Origin of the sequence: Rhizobium sp. CCGE531, from assembly GCF_003627795.1 — a bacterium.
Taxonomy (GTDB): domain Bacteria; phylum Pseudomonadota; class Alphaproteobacteria; order Rhizobiales; family Rhizobiaceae; genus Rhizobium.
The window spans coordinates 604757-620906 of sequence record NZ_CP032684.1; the positions used below are offsets into that span (position 1 = coordinate 604757).

17 protein-coding genes and 1 tRNA gene are annotated in these 16150 nt (G+C 61.6%); 10 read left to right on the top strand and 8 right to left on the bottom strand.

The features are described 5' to 3' along the window. Positions 1 to 54: 54 nt before the first annotated feature. Positions 55 to 612 (top strand): fasciclin domain-containing protein, encoded by a 558-nt coding sequence (locus CCGE531_RS03010; RefSeq protein WP_120662858.1) that lies wholly within the window; start codon positions 55 to 57, stop codon positions 610 to 612. 75 nt (positions 613 to 687) lie between these two features. Here the strand turns inward: CCGE531_RS03010 and yihA are convergent, their stop codons facing one another. Both yihA and CCGE531_RS03020 read right to left on the bottom strand, forming a co-directional pair. Continuing rightward, on the bottom strand, positions 688 to 1347 hold the full coding sequence (gene yihA / locus CCGE531_RS03015) for a ribosome biogenesis GTP-binding protein YihA/YsxC (RefSeq protein WP_120662859.1): 660 nt from the start codon (positions 1345 to 1347) through the stop codon (positions 688 to 690). A 124-nt stretch (positions 1348 to 1471) separates the two neighbouring features. Further along, the gene (locus CCGE531_RS03020) at positions 1472 to 1984 is read right to left on the bottom strand and encodes a DUF6428 family protein (RefSeq protein ID WP_120662860.1); all 513 of its coding nucleotides are present in this window, start codon (positions 1982 to 1984) and stop codon (positions 1472 to 1474) included. 42 nt (positions 1985 to 2026) lie between these two features. On the opposite strand from CCGE531_RS03020, the gene CCGE531_RS03025 reads away from it, so the two are divergent. The 4 genes from CCGE531_RS03025 to arsK are packed head-to-tail and all read left to right on the top strand — an operon-like array spanning position 2027 to position 4700. Further along, positions 2027 to 2380, top strand: a complete 354-nt coding sequence (locus tag CCGE531_RS03025) for a metalloregulator ArsR/SmtB family transcription factor (protein WP_120662861.1) — start codon at positions 2027 to 2029, stop codon at positions 2378 to 2380. A gap of 25 nt (positions 2381 to 2405) precedes the next feature. Beyond that, positions 2406 to 3107, top strand: a complete 702-nt coding sequence (locus tag CCGE531_RS03030) for an MIP/aquaporin family protein (protein WP_120662862.1) — start codon at positions 2406 to 2408, stop codon at positions 3105 to 3107. Then, complete coding sequence (arsC, locus tag CCGE531_RS03035; protein WP_120662863.1) at positions 3104 to 3532, top strand: arsenate reductase (glutaredoxin); 429 nt, start codon at positions 3104 to 3106, stop codon at positions 3530 to 3532. Before CCGE531_RS03030 ends, arsC begins: the two co-directional genes overlap by 4 nt. Further along, positions 3507 to 4700 carry an arsenite efflux MFS transporter ArsK gene (gene arsK / locus CCGE531_RS03040; protein ID WP_162943839.1) on the top strand — a complete coding sequence of 398 codons (1194 nt, stop codon included), beginning with the start codon at positions 3507 to 3509 and terminating at the stop codon, positions 4698 to 4700. The genes arsC and arsK overlap by 26 nt, the downstream gene beginning before the upstream one ends. Before the next feature lie 107 nt (positions 4701 to 4807). On the opposite strand, the gene yidC is transcribed toward arsK, so the two are convergent. The 3 genes from yidC to rpmH are packed head-to-tail and all read right to left on the bottom strand — an operon-like array spanning position 4808 to position 7171. Next, complete coding sequence (gene yidC / locus CCGE531_RS03045) at positions 4808 to 6610, bottom strand: membrane protein insertase YidC (RefSeq protein ID WP_120662864.1); 1803 nt, start codon at positions 6608 to 6610, stop codon at positions 4808 to 4810. After that, a complete protein-coding gene (gene rnpA / locus CCGE531_RS03050) occupies positions 6610 to 7011 on the bottom strand; it encodes a ribonuclease P protein component (protein ID WP_120662865.1) in 402 nt (133 codons plus the stop codon). Before rnpA ends, yidC begins: the two co-directional genes overlap by 1 nt. 25 nt (positions 7012 to 7036) lie before the next feature. Continuing rightward, positions 7037 to 7171 (bottom strand): 50S ribosomal protein L34, encoded by a 135-nt coding sequence (rpmH, locus tag CCGE531_RS03055; protein WP_041677194.1) that lies wholly within the window; start codon positions 7169 to 7171, stop codon positions 7037 to 7039. A 419-nt stretch (positions 7172 to 7590) separates the two neighbouring features. Between rpmH and CCGE531_RS03060 the strand changes: the two genes are divergently transcribed. The 3 genes from CCGE531_RS03060 (at position 7591) to CCGE531_RS03070 (ending at position 11495) form a co-directional block, all read left to right on the top strand. After that, the gene (locus tag CCGE531_RS03060) at positions 7591 to 9600 is read left to right on the top strand and encodes a methyl-accepting chemotaxis protein (RefSeq protein WP_120662866.1); all 2010 of its coding nucleotides are present in this window, start codon (positions 7591 to 7593) and stop codon (positions 9598 to 9600) included. 202 nt (positions 9601 to 9802) lie between these two features. After that, positions 9803 to 11293: a HAMP domain-containing sensor histidine kinase gene (locus tag CCGE531_RS03065; RefSeq protein ID WP_245459055.1), complete on the top strand. Its 1491-nt coding sequence runs from the start codon at positions 9803 to 9805 to the stop codon at positions 11291 to 11293. A 125-nt stretch (positions 11294 to 11418) separates the two neighbouring features. Continuing rightward, positions 11419 to 11495, top strand: a tRNA-Arg gene (locus CCGE531_RS03070). A gap of 127 nt (positions 11496 to 11622) precedes the next feature. On the opposite strand, the gene CCGE531_RS03075 is transcribed toward CCGE531_RS03070, so the two are convergent. Together CCGE531_RS03075 and CCGE531_RS03080 are read right to left on the bottom strand one after the other, a co-directional pair. Then, a complete protein-coding gene (locus tag CCGE531_RS03075; protein WP_120662868.1) occupies positions 11623 to 13179 on the bottom strand; it encodes an MDR family MFS transporter in 1557 nt (518 codons plus the stop codon). Beyond that, the gene (locus CCGE531_RS03080) at positions 13176 to 13625 is read right to left on the bottom strand and encodes a MarR family transcriptional regulator (RefSeq protein WP_120662869.1); all 450 of its coding nucleotides are present in this window, start codon (positions 13623 to 13625) and stop codon (positions 13176 to 13178) included. The genes CCGE531_RS03075 and CCGE531_RS03080 overlap by 4 nt, the downstream gene beginning before the upstream one ends. A gap of 168 nt (positions 13626 to 13793) precedes the next feature. On the opposite strand from CCGE531_RS03080, the gene CCGE531_RS03085 reads away from it, so the two are divergent. Further along, a complete protein-coding gene (locus tag CCGE531_RS03085) occupies positions 13794 to 14249 on the top strand; it encodes a BA14K family protein (protein ID WP_245459056.1) in 456 nt (151 codons plus the stop codon). A 46-nt stretch (positions 14250 to 14295) separates the two neighbouring features. Here CCGE531_RS03085 and CCGE531_RS03090 read toward each other — a convergent pair whose 3' ends face one another. Continuing rightward, complete coding sequence (locus CCGE531_RS03090) at positions 14296 to 15222, bottom strand: oxidoreductase (RefSeq protein WP_120662871.1); 927 nt, start codon at positions 15220 to 15222, stop codon at positions 14296 to 14298. Between the two features lie 227 nt (positions 15223 to 15449). On the opposite strand from CCGE531_RS03090, the gene CCGE531_RS03095 reads away from it, so the two are divergent. After that, a complete protein-coding gene (locus CCGE531_RS03095) occupies positions 15450 to 16148 on the top strand; it encodes a methyltransferase domain-containing protein (RefSeq protein WP_120662872.1) in 699 nt (232 codons plus the stop codon). Positions 16149 to 16150: the final 2 nt, after the last annotated feature.

Genomic DNA, 16150 nt, shown 5'->3' on the forward strand with positions numbered 1-16150 from the left:
GTATCTTCTTCCGACCCCGCCTGATCGGGGCAATAGAGAGGAAGAGGAAACGTCATGATCAAGACCGTGTTTCGCGTTGCCGCCGTGGCGGCAATGCTGTCTGCCGCAACCAGCCTTGCCTATGCCAAGGATCCCACGGTGGGCGGTGCTGCGATGTATGCCAGCAAGAACATCATCCAGAATGCCGTAAATTCGAAGGATCACACGACCCTGGTCGCGGCCGTGAAGGCAGCGGGCCTGGTCGACACGCTGGAAGGCAAAGGCCCTTTCACGGTCTTTGCTCCGACCAATGAGGCCTTCAAGCAGCTGCCGGCCGGCACCGTGGAAACACTGCTGAAGCCGGAAAACAGGGAAAAGCTGGTAAAGGTGCTGACCTGCCATGTCGTGGCTGGTGACGATATGGCCGCCGCCATCAGGAAATGGACAATGAGTAAAGGCGGAGAATACGATCTGAAAACGGTCGGCGGCTGCACGATCAAGGCCATGGACAAGGGCGGCAAGCTGACGTTGACCGACGAGGCCGGTGGCACCGCTCACATAACGATCGCCGACGTCAAACAGTCGAACGGCGTGATCCATGTCGTCGACAAGGTGTTGTTGCCGAAAATGTAATCTTTCGCGGCAACACGGCCGCCGTTCCCCATAGCGGGGTAAGGAGCGGCGGCCTCATCCCGTGGATGCGAGCAGTCAGACGTCGATCCCGACCGTATGCCTGATCGCCTGACGCAGTTCATCCAGTCCTTCACTCTTCTCCGAGGAGGTCGCGAGAATGCCCGGATAGGCGGCTGGGCGCTTGCGGATTTTTTCGGCGGTATCGGCCAGCAGCTTCGGCAGGCCCGCTTCCTTGATCTTGTCCGTCTTGGTCAGCACGATCTGATAGGAAACAGCGGCCTTGTCGAGCAGACCCAGAACTTCCTCGTCGTTTTTTTTGATACCGTGGCGGCTGTCGATGAGCACATAGACGCGCTTCAGGGTCGTGCGTCCGCGCAAATAGTCGAAGACAAGCTTCGTCCAGGCATCCACCTGTTCCTTCGGCGCTTGCGCATAGCCGTAGCCCGGCATGTCCACCAGCGCCATGGGCGGCAGATCGGCGCCTTCGCCGGAAAAGCCGTCGGGCACGAAATAGTTGAGCTCCTGCGTGCGGCCCGGCGTATTCGAGGTGCGCGCAAGCCCCTTGTGCCCCACAAGCGCATTGATCAGCGACGACTTGCCGACATTGGAGCGCCCGGCGAAAGCGACTTCGAAAGGCCCTTCCGGCGGCAGAAACTTCATGGCCGGCACGCCGCGGATGAAGATCCACGGGCGCCCGAAAAGCGGCTTGTCGTCTTTGGTCGTCTGGTCTGCCATTCTCTCGATCTTTGCTTGTTTCGTGGATTGGCTTCAAGCTTTTGTCCGCGAAAGTCAAGTTTGGATCGGCATTTGGCTTCGTGGCGCCGAGCTTCGTTGTCGGCTCCAAAGAGTCATACAACGACTAACTGCAGCACTTGGCGGCGTTTGCTGATCCGCAGCAGGCGGCAGCCTGGGTCTGCTCCGCCAGCCACCGGTCACGTGGCTTGCAGCTGGCCGCGCGCGCCGTGAGCTCGACATACACGGCATCGTCGCCGATAACAGGAGCCGATGCGCAGTAGAGCTGCATCGGCCGCACCCCGTCGCTCACCTCAAAGGTCAGCCTCGCTGAACCGTCGAGCTGCACGTGCTCGGAAACTTTGCGGATGATGGCAGCGAATTTGCCCGCTGGCATATGGGTGCGGTCGCCTTCCTCGATATCCCAAAGCTGCACGAAAATCTCCGCCCAAGCTTCCGGGTTGGCCCCGCAGTCCAGTGCCGAAAACTGTCCGGCTTTGACCTCGGTGACATGATAGCCCGGCCTCACCGGCCGGCCGTCATAGCGGAATACGAGGGGCAGATCGCGGGAAGCGGCCAAGGTCTCAAGCAGAAGCCCGAGGCTGATATCCGAAGCTGGGGTCTTGTCGATCGCATTCATTTGAGGTACTCCATATTTCAACATTTCAAGGATTGTTGAAATATGGATGAAGGTCAAGCCCTCGCTTCGTTCGGCGCGCTCTCTCAGGAGACCCGCCTGCAGATCGTCCGCATGCTCGTCGTTGCCGGCCCTGACGGCATGGCTGCGGGCGCGATTGCAGAGAAGCTCGACGTATCGCCCTCGAATGTCTCGTTCCATCTGAAGGAACTGGATCGGGCCGGCCTCATTGGCCAGCAGCGGGAATCCCGCTCTATTGTCTACACCGCCAATTACGATGTGCTTGGAGGTCTCGTCCGCTTCCTGATGGAAGACTGCTGCGCGGGACATCCGGAGGTCTGTGCCCCGGCGGCGGAAGTCGCCGCCTGTTGTGTACCAGCTGCGAGAAACGTTCCATGAATATGCTGATCCGGGGCCTGAAACCATGACATCTTTTCCGCTTTCACGCCGCCTTGTCTCGGAGGCCCTGGGCACGGCCCTCCTGGTCGCGACGGTCGTCGGTTCGGGCATCATGGCCGACCGGTTGACGACCGATACGGCGCTTGCGCTGCTCGCCAATACGCGGCCCACGGGGGCGATCCTTGTCGTGCTGATCGTCGTCCTGGGGCCGATATCCGGCGCTCACTTCAACCCCGTCGTATCGCTCGTCTTCATGATGCGCCGCGAGCTGACCGCGATGTCGGCCCTGGGCTATATCGTCGCGCAGATCCTTGGCGGGATTGCGGGGACGATCCTCGCACATGCCATGTTCGAACTGCCGCTGCTGCAGGCCTCGACAACCATCCGCAGCGGTGGGGCGCAATGGCTGGCCGAGGTGACGGCCACCTTCGGCCTTGTCTTCGTCATCCTCTCCGGCCTGCGGTTTCGCGCCGACGCCGTGGCATGGCTGGTCGGCCTCTACATCACGGCTGCCTACTGGTTCACCGCTTCCACCTCCTTCGCCAATCCGGCTGTCGCAATCGCCCGCTCGCTGACGAACACCTTCGCCGGCATCCGTCCCGTTGATCTGCCGGGTTTTATCGTGGCGGAAATCCTCGGCGCATTGCTGGCACTGACGCTAGCGAACTGGCTGCTGATGGAAGCCCGCAATCCTCAAGCTCTCGCTGAAACGGAACCTGCCCCATGACCATGGATGTTACGATCTACCACAATCCCGACTGCGGCACCTCGCGCAACACACTGGCGATGATCCGCAATGCGGGCATCGAGCCGACCGTCATCGAATACCTGAGCAATCCGCCAAGTCGCGATGATCTCATCAAGATGATCGCCCATTCGGGTTTGACCGTCCGGCAGGCGATCCGCGAAAAGGGCACGGCCTATGCCGAGCTCGGCCTCGACAATCCGGACCTGACCGATGCCCAGTTGCTCGACGCGATGTTGAAGGATCCGATCCTGATTAACCGCCCGTTCGTCGTCACGCCCATGGGCACGCGTCTGGCCCGGCCTTCGGAAGTCGTCCTGGATATCCTGCCCGATACGCATAAAGGCCCGTTCACCAAGGAAGATGGCGAGCAGGTTCTCGATGCAGACGGCAAGCGCCTTGTCTGAACGGGTGCCCCTTCTTGCTGTGCTCGCGCTTGGCGTCACACAGATCATGGGGTACGGCACCCTCTATTACAGCTTCAGCATCCTCGCGCCCGATATGGCCGCGCAGTTCGCATGGTCGAGCGAATGGGTTTTCGGCGCATTGTCGGTCGCACTTCTGACAGGCGGCCTCACGGCACCGTGGCTGGGCGTGCTGTTCGACAGGATCGGCGCCGCACGGGTGATGACGATCGGCTCCTTCGTGGCGGCCGCCGCTCTGGCCGCCTGCGCCTTCGCGCCCAACAAGGCGGCCTACGTCGTAGCCCTCATTGCGATCGAGGTTTCAGCCAATCTGGTCCAGTATGGCGCGGCCTTTGCGCTGCTCGTGCAAATCCGGCCACAGGTCGCTTCTCGCAGCATCACCTATCTGACGCTGATTGCCGGGTTTGCCTCGACAATCTTCTGGCCGATAACCACGGCACTCCACGCGCATCTCGCCTGGCAGAACGTCTATCTGATTTTCGCCGTCCTCAATCTCTGTATCTGCCTGCCGATCCACGCGTGGTTGTCGCGTCAGGGAACCACGCGCGGGGCGAAGGCATCGACCGCCGCTCCGCGCGTCGAGGGTGTGTTGCCACCCGCTCGCCGCCGCCTTGGCTTTGCGATCATGGTCACGGGTTTTTCGCTGATGTCGCTCGTCAGCTCGGCCATTCTGGTGCATCTAGTGCCGCTGCTGTCCGGCCTCGGCCTTGGCGCGACCGCGGCCCTCGTAGGGACACTCTTCGGCCCGTCGCAGGTCGGCAGCCGCCTCATCAACATGGTGTTCGGCAAGAACCTGCCCGCACTCCATCTGGCCTTGATCGCCTCGACGCTAATTCCGGGCGGAGTGCTTGTGCTTCTGCTTTCGGCGCCATCCGTGCCCGCCGCCATGGCCTTCGCGATGATCTTCGGCATGGGCAACGGCCTCCTGAGCATCGTCACCGGGACGCTGCCTCTGCATCTTTTCGGCAGCGACGGCTACGGGAGGCTTCAGGGGAAGATGATGGCGGCGCGGCTGATCCTTTCAGCTCTTGCCCCGTTCGTCCTGGCCTTCGCGATGGAGAATATCGGCATCACACCGTCACTTGCCGTCACAGCTGCTCTGGGTGGGCTTTCCATCGTTGCTCTATCGTCCATCGCAGCATTGCGATGACCGCTAGTGGCGGCGCATTGTTGCCGCGTGCCTCCGATACCGCAGTTCCTGTCGATGGCATCTGCCGCCAAATAAAGAAAAGCCCCGCCGGAGCGGGGCTTTTGCCGTCATTTCGATGGGGCCGGTTTTCGCTTGAACAGGCCCTTCAGATTGTCGAAGAGCTCCACCTTCACGCCATGGCGCTTCATGATGATCGACTGCTGGATGACCGAGAGCGTGTTGTTCCAGGCCCAGTAGATCACGAGGCCGGCCGGGAAGCTTGCCAGCATGAACATGAATACCAGCGGCATCCAGTTGAAGATCATCGCCTGCGTCGGGTCCGGCGGGGTCGGGTTCATGCGCATCTGGAAGAACATGGTGACACCCATGATCAGCGGCCAGACGCCGAGATGCAGGATGGTCGGGGCCGCAAAGGGCAGCAGGCCGAACAGATTGACGATCGAGGTCGGATCCGGCGCGGAAAGGTCCTGGATCCAGCCGAAGAACGGTGCGTGGCGCATCTCGATGGTGATGTAGATCACCTTGTAGAGCGAGAAGAAGATCGGGATCTGCAGGAGCACAGGCCAGCAGCCCGCGATCGGGTTGATCTTCTCTTCCTTGTAGAGCTGCATCGTTGCCTGTTGCAGCCCCATGCGGTCGTCGGCGAACTTGGCCTTCAGCTCTTCCATCTTCGGCTGCATGCGCTTCATGTTCGCCATCGAGGCATATTGCCGGCTGGCGAGCGGGAAGAAGAGCGCCTTCACAACGATGGTGGTGCAGAGGATGGCGACGCCGAAATTGCCGAAGTAGCGGAAGAAGAAGTCCATCAGCTTGAACATCGGCTTGGTGATGAAATAGAACCAGCCCCAGTCGATCAGGCGGTCGAAGCGCGGGATCGAGTAGCTGGTCTCATAGCGGTCGATGACCGGAACTTCCTTGGCGCCGGCGAAGACGAGGTTCTTCAGGTCGATCGACTGACCGGGAGCGACCGTGATGGCATCTTCCTTATAGTCGGCCTGGTAGCGTGGCGTGCCGTCGGTGAAGTGCGAGAAGCGGGCATCATATGCGGTCGCCTGCGGCGGCACGATGGTTGCGGCCCAGTACTTGTCCGTCATGCCGAGCCAGCCGCCCGTCGCCTTGGCGGGCGTCGTGGCTTCCTTTTCCGTCGCGGCATACTTGGTCTCGATCAGGCCGTCGTCCCCGATGACGCCGATGAAGCCTTCATGCAGGACGTAGGCGGAAGGCGTCTCGGGCTTGTTGTAGCGGGTGACGCGGCCATAGCTCGACAGCGAAACAGGCGCCTGGCCGCTGTTGGCGATCTTGTCGCTGATCGTGAACATGTAGCGATCGTCGACGGAGATCGTGCGGGTGAAGGTGACGCCCTTGTCGTTGGTGTAGGACAGCGTCACTGGCGTCTTGTCGGTCAGCCTGTCGCCGCTTGCGAGCGTCCACACGGTAGACGGGCCGGGAACCGCGCCCGTCGTTTCGCCGCCGACATAGCCGAGCTCGGTGAAGTAGCCGTCCTTGGTGTCGGCCGGGCTGAACAGCGTGATGATCGGGCTGCTCTTGTCGACAGTCTCGTGATAGGTCTTGAGACGGAGATCGTCGAGGCGGGCGCCTTCCAGGTTGATGGAACCGGCAAGTGCCGGCGTATCGATGACGACGCGCGAGGAAGCGGTCTTGGCGACGGACTGGTCGCGGCTGAGAACCGTCGGCGCCGTCTGGCCGTTTGCCGGCAGCGAACCGTTCACCGCGGTGCCCGCGGCAGGCGATTGCGTCGTCTGAGCCTGCTGGGTCTGCTGGTGCTGCTTGGCGGCCTGTTCGGCCTGGCGCTGCGCTTCAAGGCGCGGATTCATATAGAAAAACTGCCAGCCGAGAACAATCAGCACAGACAGTGCAATTGCAATGAAGTAATTGCGGTTGTTTTCCATCATACTTTCCTGGAGCGGTCCGTTTCCGACCGTCGGTGTTTCGGCCTGGTTTCGATGCGGCTTACGAGTTCGCTCGCCAGTTTTTCGAAAGGCGCGGTCAGCACCTCGCGTCGCGCGACAACCACATAGTCGTGTCCGGGCTGCATTGCAAATCCGGCATGAAGCCGCACGGCTTCTTTCAGCCTGCGCCGCATGCGGTTGCGCTCCACCGCGTTGCCATGTTTTTTGGTAACGGTAAAACCGACGCGGGGTTCGGCGTCGGCGGTCTTGCGGTCCAGCATCTCTATCAGGAAGAAGCTGCCTCGGCGCTTCTCGCCTTCGCGGACGGCAAGAAACTGCGGCCGGCTTTTCAGCCGCCCGACAGTCTTTTTGGGTCGTTCATTCGTCAATTTGCCCGCCATCCTGGATCATCGGGCACTTCGGCCCTTAGGCCGAAAGACGCTTGCGGCCACGGTTGCGGCGAGCGGAAAGAACCGCGCGGCCGCCCTTGGTAGCCATGCGCGCACGGAAGCCGTGGCGACGCTTGCGGACAAGCTTGGATGGTTGGTAGGTACGCTTCATTTATTTAAACACCGCGGAGTGCGGCCCTTCTTGAGCTTTGCTTCAATAGCAAGGAGCGTTGTTGATTATGGCGAACGGACTTGGCCCGCAAGAGCAGGCACCGTGACCGGACGTGCGCGGGCTTATACGGATCAAGGCTCCGGAAGTCAATTATATGGGCGCAGATTCCTTGAATATAGGCAATTTCGCGCGATCGGCGGCGGTTGGTCTTTATATGGTCGCGGCTCCCGGCGGAATGTGCGCACAACCTTAAATATAGATTGCGCAATCTCTAAAATATACGGCAAGTATAGTGAGGAATGTCAGACGTTTAGATTAAAAATAACTCAATATAACATTAATGATTTTAGCCGATATCTAGCTCTATGTCGTAAAACCCATCGATTTATGGGGGATGGGATCTGCGCCGGAGGGGTATTGTGAAAATTCGCGGTAAAATAAATCTGCTTGTATCTGTCATGGCTGGGGCGGCGCTTCTGATTGGCGCCACTGCCCTCTATGCGTTGCATCAATATGACCAAAAATTACAGAGCTATGAGCAGACGGCGAGCCGCGCTTACATGGGCGAGCGCCTGAACCGCTACGTGACCGCGGTGGTCATGGAAGCGCGCGGCATCTATGCCGCCGCTGCGGCAAAGGACGTCAAACCCTTTGCCGATGGGCTGATGGCGGATCTCGATGAAATCGACAAGGTACTGACGAACTGGGCGCCTCTGGTGCCGGAGGCGCAGAAGCCGGAATTCACCAAGCTGCAGGCCCGCGCCCAGGAGTTTCGCGTTTTTCGCACGGAAACGGCCAGGCTCAGCGTGACCGATGGCCCCGATGCCGCCGGCAAGCAGGGCAACAACGAGGCGAACCGCGCCAACCGCAAGGCTTTCCAGGCTGAGATCGATGCGGTCGTCCAGACTGACAAGGCGGAACTTGCCAAGGCGGAGGCCGAGATTACAACCTTCCACAGCAACGTCCTGTGGGTCGTCGTCGGCATCATGGTCGCCGGTATCGCGGCTGGCGTCGGCCTCGGCGCCTATATCGGAACCGTCCATCTGAGCCGCCCGATCCGCAAAGTGACCGATGCGATAAAGAATGTCGCCAACGGTCATTTCGATATAGGGGTGCCGTTTGCTGGCCGTGGCGACGAAATCGGCGAGATGGCGGCGGCCGTCGACGTCTTCAAGGAAAACGGCATTGCCGTGCGCCGCATGAACGCCGAGGAAACGGCCATGCGCGCCAAGAGCGACGAGCTTCAGTCGAGCATGTCTCTCGCAGTCTCGGCCGCAGCGGCCGGCGATTTCAGCCACCGCATCGGGAAGGATTACGGCGACGCCAATCTCAATCGCTTTGCTGGCAACGTCAACGAGCTGTTGATGAGCGTCGATAGAGGCATCGGTGAAGTCCGCCGCGTCATTGCGAGCCTGGCTGACGGTGATCTGACGCAGGCGATGAAGGGCGAATTCCAGGGTGCCTTTGCCGAGTTGCAGCAGAACGTCAATGCGACGCTCGCAACGCTGAAGAGCACCATGAGCGAAGTGCGCGGGACCACCGGTTCGATCAACTCCAACACCAATGAACTGCGCCACGCCAGCGACGACCTCTCCAAGCGCACCGAACAGCAGGCGGCCGCTCTCGAGGAAACCTCGGCAGCGCTCGACGAGATCACCTCCGTCGTGCAGAACTCGACGGAGCGGGCGCGCGAGGCGAGCGTCATGGTCGGCGAAGCCAAGGACGACGCGGCTCGCTCCGGCACGGTGGTTCGCAACGCGATCGACGCCATGGGCCGCATCGAACAGGCCTCGCGCGAGATCAGCCAGATCATCGGCGTGATCGACGACATCGCCTTCCAGACCAATCTTCTCGCATTGAACGCAGGCGTCGAGGCGGCGCGTGCCGGCGAGGCGGGCAAGGGCTTCGCCGTCGTCGCTCAGGAGGTGCGCGAGCTCGCTCAGCGCTCCGCCACGGCGGCCAAGGATATCAAGGCGCTGATCGGCAAGTCCGGCGGCGAGGTGCAGGTCGGCGTCAAGCTCGTGCAGGCGACCGGCGAGGCACTGTCCTCCATCGAGGCCCGCGTGCTGAAAATCAACGATCACATCCATTCGATAGCGACAGCGGCGCGCGAACAGGCAACGGGCCTGTCCGAGGTGAACAAGGCCGTCAACCAGATGGACGAAGTCACCCAGCGCAATGCCGCCATGGTCGAGGAAATGTCGGCTGCGACCCATCGCCTGGCGGGCGAAGCCGATGGCCTTGTCCATCTCGTCTCGCGCTTCAAGGTGGATGCCGCCAATGTCTCCGCACCCGTGGCCGCCCGCACCGAGACGCATCGTCCCACAGCCTCGCCGGCACGCCGCATGATCGATAGGGTCGCGACCGCGTTCGGAGGCGGCGCGGCGGCCGCACCGGCCACCGCGGCCAAGGGCTGGGAAGAATTCTGATCTTTCGAATGGGAAGCTAAATGCAAGGCCGGCCAAGGCGCCCGAACGGCGCGGCCGGCCTTGCCTGTTTGTCCAAGCGCGGAGCCGATTGGAAAAAAGCCCATAATCACCTATTATCCAGTTTCGATGAGGTCGCCATCAGGTCGCTTTGCAGCGAAGCGGGACAATTGAAATGGACAGTGGGCAGGACAAGGACGCCGCAATGAGCGGCAAGGTCGCCAAGGGCGGCCTGTCCCAGTTTTGCCGGCCCACGGGCATCTTTGGCGGCCTTTCCGGCAAGCTCCTCATCCTGACCGTTGTTTTCATTTCCGTGGCGGAAGTGCTCATCTTCGTGCCCTCCGTCGCCAATATGCGGCTGCGCTGGCTGCAGGATCGGCTGAACACGGCCGCCGCCGCCGCCATCGTCATCGACGGCCTGCAGCCGGCCGAACTGCCCCGCGCGCTGCAGAAGGAGACATTGATGGCCACCGGCACGCGGGCCATCGTTCTGCGCAAGGACGGCACCTCGCGCCTGCTGGCGACAGCCGAAATGCCGGCCTCGGTCGATGACAAATACGATCTCAGCGACGTCTCTCAGCTGACCGCGATCAAGGATGCGCTCGATACGCTGCTGTTTGGCGGTAACCGCATCATCCGTGTTTTCGGCCCCGTCGGCGGCGATGCCAATACCGGCATCGAGGTCGTGCTGAAGGATACCCGCCTGCGCAACGCAATGCTGGCCTATTCTGTCAGCGTGTTTTTCGTCTCCATCCTGATCTCGCTGTTTACGGCGACGCTGATCTTCTTTGCGATCAACCGCATGATGATACGCCCGATCCGCCGGCTGACGGACAGCATGCAGGCCTATTCGGACGATCCGGAGGATCCGGGCCGCATCCTCGTTCCCGACAGGGGAGGCGACGAGCTTGCCGTGGCCGGCCGCCATCTCGCCTCGATGCAGTCGCAGCTGCAGAAGACCTTGAAGCAGCAGAAGAATCTCGCCGCTCTTGGCCTTGCCGTTTCGAAGATCAATCACGACATGCGCAATATCCTCTCGGCCGCGCAACTGATGTCGGATCGACTTGTCGATGTGGATGACCCGATGGTCAAGCGCTTCGCGCCGAAGCTGTTGCGCACCATCGACCGCGCAGTCGGCTATACGACCGAGGTGCTGTCCTACGGCCAGACCTCCGAGTCGGCGCCGCGCCGGCGCAAGATCCGTCTCCTCGAGCTCGTCGGCGAGGTCCGCGATATCCTCGCGATCGATCCCGATAGCGGCATAGAATTCGCCGAGCAGCTCAGTCCGGATCTGGAGGTCGATGCCGACGGCGAGCAGTTGTTCCGCGTCATTCACAATCTCTGCCGCAATGCCCATCAGGCGCTGATCGCTTTCGGCGAGACGGATCCGGACAGCATCAGGCGCATCACGGTATTGGCCCATCGAATCGGCAGTGTCGTCAGCATCACCGTCGATGACACAGGACCCGGCATGCCGCAGAAGGCCCGCGAAAACCTCTTCACGGCTTTCCGCGGTTCGGCCCGCTCCGGCGGCACGGGTCTTGGCCTGGCGATTGCCCGTGAACTCGTCCTTGCCCATGGCGGCACCATCGCGCTCGTCGAAAAGCCGATGGCCGGCACGCAGTTCCGCATCGAGATTCCCGACCGCCCCGTATCCCTCGATGACTACCGCAGCAGAAACCTCCAAGAAAGATGATTGTTTTCAGGTGCTTGGCGTCAATATGCACGAAAATCGCGATCTTTTTCACAAATCCACTTGCATTCCCTCAAGGGACCCTTTAGAGAACCGCCCACGCCAACGGTTTCTTCCGTTTCGGCCACGCACCCGTAGCTCAGCTGGATAGAGCACCAGACTACGAATCTGGGGGTCAGGAGTTCGAATCTCTTCGGGTGCGCCATTTTCTTCTTCCCATTTCGACGTCCGGCTTTGCCCTCTCCAGAGGCATTGCGTTTCCCGAACATTCACCGTCAGGCGAGTGTCGATCGGCCATTCTGCTTTGCAGTTGGCAGTTCCTTGAGCATCGGTCAGCCAGGGCGCTTCGTACCCTGCCCATGATCCGCCTTCAGCGGCAATTCCGGCAGAAACAGCAGTGCGATCAGCGCCAGCGCAACGATGGCCGTTCCCGTTGCGAATGTCATGGCGATCGCGTGGCGATAGAGTGCTATTGCCGCGGCATGAGCCTCGGGGGAGGCGGTCGCGAGCTGCTTCAGGCCGGCTTCGGTCAATGACGATATGTGGATGCCATCCAGCGGGCCGCCGGCATTCTGCACGCGGTAGGCCAGGATGGCGCCGGAGCCGGTGACTCCGATGAGGCCGCCGAGCGAGCGGAAGAAGGCAAGTGTTGCGGTCCCGACGCCGCGATGGGCAAGCGGCAGGGCATTCTGCACGGCGATCGTCATCGTGGGCATGACAAGCCCGAGCCCGAGGCCGAGGGCGAAGATCATGGGCTCGATGATCCAGAAGCCCTGGCTGGTGGCCGCAGCCCAGGCAAGAACGGCGAAGGCCGCCGTTGCCAGGCTGAGGCCGCAAAGCTGCGCCGGCTTGTAGCGCCCGAAGCGATGCAGCAGCACGCGCCCGTTAAACATTGAGGAGATGACGAAACCAACCATCAGCGGTCCGGTCAGAAGGCCGGATTGCGAGGGACTGACACCCAGGACCATCTGGAAGAACAGTGGAAAGAACAGGCTCGCGCCGAGCATGCCCATGAAGGTAAGGGCGAGCACGAGGCAGGCCACGACGAACAGCTGGTTGCGGAAGAGATCGGGTGGCAGCACCGGCTCGGGCTCGCGCCGGATATGCAGGATGAAAAAGACGAAAAGGACGAGCGCTACGGCGGAAAGGCCGAAGATCTCGGGCGAGTTCCAGGCCCATTCATTGCCGCCGAGTGCGAGCACCAGCAGGAAGCTCGTCGTGCAGCCGGTCAGCAGCGCCGCGCCGAGATAGTCGATGTGGCGGCTGCGCGCCTGATGCGGCCGCTTCAGTGCGCGGCCGATCATGACGAGGGCGACGGCGCCGATCGGCAGGTTGACGTAGAAGATCCAATGCCACGACAGGAGATCGGTGATGATGCCGCCGACGATCGGGCCGATGACGCTGCAGACGGCGAAGACGGCCGCGATCGAGCCCTGATTGCGCCCGCGTCTTGCCGGCGGCACGAGGTCGCCGATGATGATCTGCGCCAGCGGCAGCAATCCGCCGGCACCGATGCCCTGGATCGCCCGGAAGATGATGAGCTGCATGAGCGTCTGCGCCATGCCGCTCAGCACCGAACCCAAAAGGAAGATGAGGATCGCCGCGTAGATCATCGGCTTGCGGCCGTACTGGTCGCTGAGCTTGCCATAGAGCGGCATGGTGCTGGTCGAGGCGAGCACATAGGCGCTGACGACCCAGGACAGATGCGTCAACCCGCCGAGATCGCTGACGATGCGCGGCAGCGCGGTCGCGACGATGCTCTGGTCGATGGCGCCGAGGCCGAGAACGATCATCAGGCCGAATATGACGGCGCGGATCTCGCGGCGATCGGGCTGATCGACCGTTGTCGGCACCGGCCGGGGAGCGGTGTTTATGCTTTCTGCGTTCATTGACCGATCTCCATGAGCGGTTCGATTGCGGCACGGATGGCATCGCGCTGTTGAGGCGACAGTTTGACGAGCTCCGCGGCGAGCCAATCGGTTCGCCGCTGCTTCAGGCGGCGAATGAATTCCTGCCCCTTCTCGGTGGCAATCAGACCATTGCGGCGCCGATCGTTCGGATCGGGCTCCGCGCGCGCGATGAGGCCATCCCGCTCCATGGCTTTCACATGCCCTGATATCGTCGGTCCACGCAGCCTCTCCATCCGCGCCAGCTCGGCAACGCCGATGCCCGGTTGGCGAATGATGGCGACCAGCAGCAGGGCGTGCAGCGGCGACAGCCCAGCCTCGTCGCTCTCGCGTCGCAATTGCCGGTATAGACGATGGAGGGCAGGCCGCAGCGCTTCGGCGAGCGCATAGGCATCTTCGATCCCGTGATGGCGGTCGGCTTTGCTCATCGAGCCTCGCTTATCAGTATATAGGTAGGCTTCCTATCTATAGACCTATCGCGTGAGATGTACTTGCGCAAGCGATAATATTATGAAACATTTTCAATCATTGCGCGTCGTCCGATCGTATTGCGACTTGCAAGGAGGAGAAGAGCTGTGAAACGTTTCCTGACAACCGTGACAGTGACTGCCCTGAGTACCCTGCTTAGCATTACCTCTTTCGATCCGGCCGCGGCAGCGCCGATCCAACCCCTGATCCAGCCGGCAATCCAGCAAACGGAAAGCCAGCCGGCCGGCGTGACCGAAGTGCAATATCGCCACCACAACCGGCACTATCGCCGGCACTACCGTCCGCATTATCGGCCGCACTACCGTCCGCATTATCGCCCGGGCTATTGGCATGGGCATCGCGGCTATCACTATGCCCGTCCAGGCTACCGGCGCTATAGCGATGGCTGGTGGTATCCGATGGCCGCTTTCACCGCCGGCGCAATCATCGGCGGAGCCGTCGCCAATCCGCCTCGCGGCAGTGCCCACGTTCGCTGGTGCGCGGGCCGGTATAAGACATACCGCGCTTCCGATAACACCTATCAGCCGACCAACGGCCCGCGCCGCCAGTGCGTAGGCCCGTGATGTGACCGCCGTTCGATCCCTCCCTGCCGAGCAGGGAGGGGTTGTTTCAGGCGGCCGCGGTCAACTGCTCCGAAACATCCCACAGCCGCCGCCAGATGGCTTTGTCGCGGGCGTGCGAAGCGATCTTGGCGCGCACTGGCGGGCCCCTGAGTTCGTAAAAACCATTGGGGCCATACATGGCGCCGCCCTCCGCCGTGGGCGAGGTGGCGGCAAAGAGCGTCGGCAGGGCGCCGGCCGCTGCCGTATGCGATAGAAGCGGCCCCAGCAATCTCGTCATGATTTCGAGGCTGCCGGCCCGATCGCGGCCCATGCGTGGACCGGTGGTCTGCAGGCCAGTCGCAGCGTAGCCGGGATGGGCGGCAATGCTTTTCAGCTTCCAGCCTTCGGCGCGGGCGACGCGGTCGAGCTCCAGGCTGAACAGCAGCGTTGCCAGCTTCGATTGGCAATAGGCGGACCAGGACCGATAGCGCCCGCGCCACTGCAGATCGTCGAAATTGATCCTGCCGCTGCGATGGGCCAGGCTGCTGACAGTGACGACGCGCGGACTGTCGGCCTCGAAAACCTTCGGCAACAGCCGCATCGTCCAGGCGAAATGTCCGATATGATTGGCGCCCATCTGCATCTCGAAACCGTCTTCCGTCTCATGCCGATCGGGAATGGCCATGACACCGGCATTGTTGATGAGCAGATCGATACGCGGCACGGCGGCGGCGATGCGGCCCGCGGTACGGGCGACGGAATCGAGGCTGGCGAGATCCAGCGGTTCGAACGTGACGTCCGCCGCCGGTGTTGCCGCGCGGATCTTGGCGAGCGCTTCATTGGCCTTGGTCTCGTTGCGCGAGGCGATGATGACCTTTGCGCCGGCGCCCGCCAGAGCCTTTGCCGCCTCGTAGCCTATACCGCTGTTGGCGCCCGTGATGACTGCGATGCGGCCTGTCTGCGACGGGATATCCTTCACTGTCCAGTCTGGCATTGCGGAACTCCTGTAAAGAGATTGGCATTGCCCATTGTATCTGGTGATTTCTATACTAAATGCAAGTTTGCAATAGATGAAAATATGTAAGCGCGAAATCCACGGTCACGCCTGCATTATCAACGATTTCGACGGCCTGATGGCGCGGTATGCCTTTGAATTGCCACGCTGCTCGGTCCTCATCGTTTCCACATATGGTATCGTGGCCGAAGATTGGATTTTGCGGAATGACGACAAAGACCTCATGCGCTGATTTTGTGCAGTTCTTCCGCTCCTGGGTCAGCAATCCCCTGCGCGTTGCCGCGGTTGCGCCTTCGGGCGAGCGGCTGGCGAGATTGATGACGCAGGAGATCGAGCCGCTCGACGGGCCGATCCTCGAGCTCGGGCCGGGCACGGGTGTCTTCACACGCGCGTTGCTGGCGCGTGGCATTCCGGAAGGCGCGCTCACGCTCATAGAGTTCGGCGAGGAATTTGCCGCTCGATTGCGCGGGCGCTTTCCCGAAGCGCGGGTAGTGCATATGGATGCGGCGCAGCTTGGCCAATGCGGCCTTTTCGATGAAGCGCCTTTCGGCGCCGTCGTCAGCGGTTTGCCGCTGCTGTCCATGCCGCCTTCGAAAGTCGCGGCCATCGTCGGCGGCGCCTTCGAAACGATGAAACCCGGAGGGGCCTTCTATCAGTTCACCTATGGCCCGCGCTGTCCGGTGCAAAAGTCGATGCTGGAAAGTCTCGGGCTGAAGGCAACGCGCATCGGCGGCACGGTACGCAACATTCCGCCCGCCGGCGTCTACAGGATATCGCGGCAAAATCCGCTGGAACTCTCGATCAATGGTTCCAAATATCGTAGCACCGTAGAGGGTGTCGGAATCACTGCATTGATGCCGGAAGCCGGCCATGCCGGTACGGGGCGGCCCGAAGCAAATGCGTAGCA

Excerpts from the sequence above, each read along its gene's own strand:
- arsC (WP_120662863.1), top strand. The coding sequence starts at position 3,104 with ATGACCATGGATGTTACGATCTACCACAATCCCGACTGCGGCACCTCG.
- CCGE531_RS03080 (WP_120662869.1), bottom strand. The coding sequence starts at position 13,625 with ATGAGCAAAGCCGACCGCCATCACGGGATCGAAGATGCCTATGCGCTC.
- CCGE531_RS03095 (WP_120662872.1), top strand. The coding sequence starts at position 15,450 with ATGACGACAAAGACCTCATGCGCTGATTTTGTGCAGTTCTTCCGCTCC.
- arsK (WP_162943839.1), top strand. The coding sequence starts at position 3,507 with ATGCAGACGGCAAGCGCCTTGTCTGAACGGGTGCCCCTTCTTGCTGTG.
- CCGE531_RS03030 (WP_120662862.1), top strand. The coding sequence starts at position 2,406 with ATGACATCTTTTCCGCTTTCACGCCGCCTTGTCTCGGAGGCCCTGGGC.
- CCGE531_RS03075 (WP_120662868.1), bottom strand. The coding sequence starts at position 13,179 with ATGAACGCAGAAAGCATAAACACCGCTCCCCGGCCGGTGCCGACAACG.
- CCGE531_RS03090 (WP_120662871.1), bottom strand. The coding sequence starts at position 15,222 with ATGCCAGACTGGACAGTGAAGGATATCCCGTCGCAGACAGGCCGCATC.
- CCGE531_RS03020 (WP_120662860.1), bottom strand. The coding sequence starts at position 1,984 with ATGAATGCGATCGACAAGACCCCAGCTTCGGATATCAGCCTCGGGCTT.
- CCGE531_RS03010 (WP_120662858.1), top strand. The coding sequence starts at position 55 with ATGATCAAGACCGTGTTTCGCGTTGCCGCCGTGGCGGCAATGCTGTCT.
- rnpA (WP_120662865.1), bottom strand. The coding sequence starts at position 7,011 with ATGGCGGGCAAATTGACGAATGAACGACCCAAAAAGACTGTCGGGCGG.
- yihA (WP_120662859.1), bottom strand. The coding sequence starts at position 1,347 with ATGGCAGACCAGACGACCAAAGACGACAAGCCGCTTTTCGGGCGCCCG.
- CCGE531_RS03065 (WP_245459055.1), top strand. The coding sequence starts at position 9,803 with ATGAGCGGCAAGGTCGCCAAGGGCGGCCTGTCCCAGTTTTGCCGGCCC.
- CCGE531_RS03025 (WP_120662861.1), top strand. The coding sequence starts at position 2,027 with ATGGATGAAGGTCAAGCCCTCGCTTCGTTCGGCGCGCTCTCTCAGGAG.
- rpmH (WP_041677194.1), bottom strand. The coding sequence starts at position 7,171 with ATGAAGCGTACCTACCAACCATCCAAGCTTGTCCGCAAGCGTCGCCAC.
- yidC (WP_120662864.1), bottom strand. The coding sequence starts at position 6,610 with ATGGAAAACAACCGCAATTACTTCATTGCAATTGCACTGTCTGTGCTG.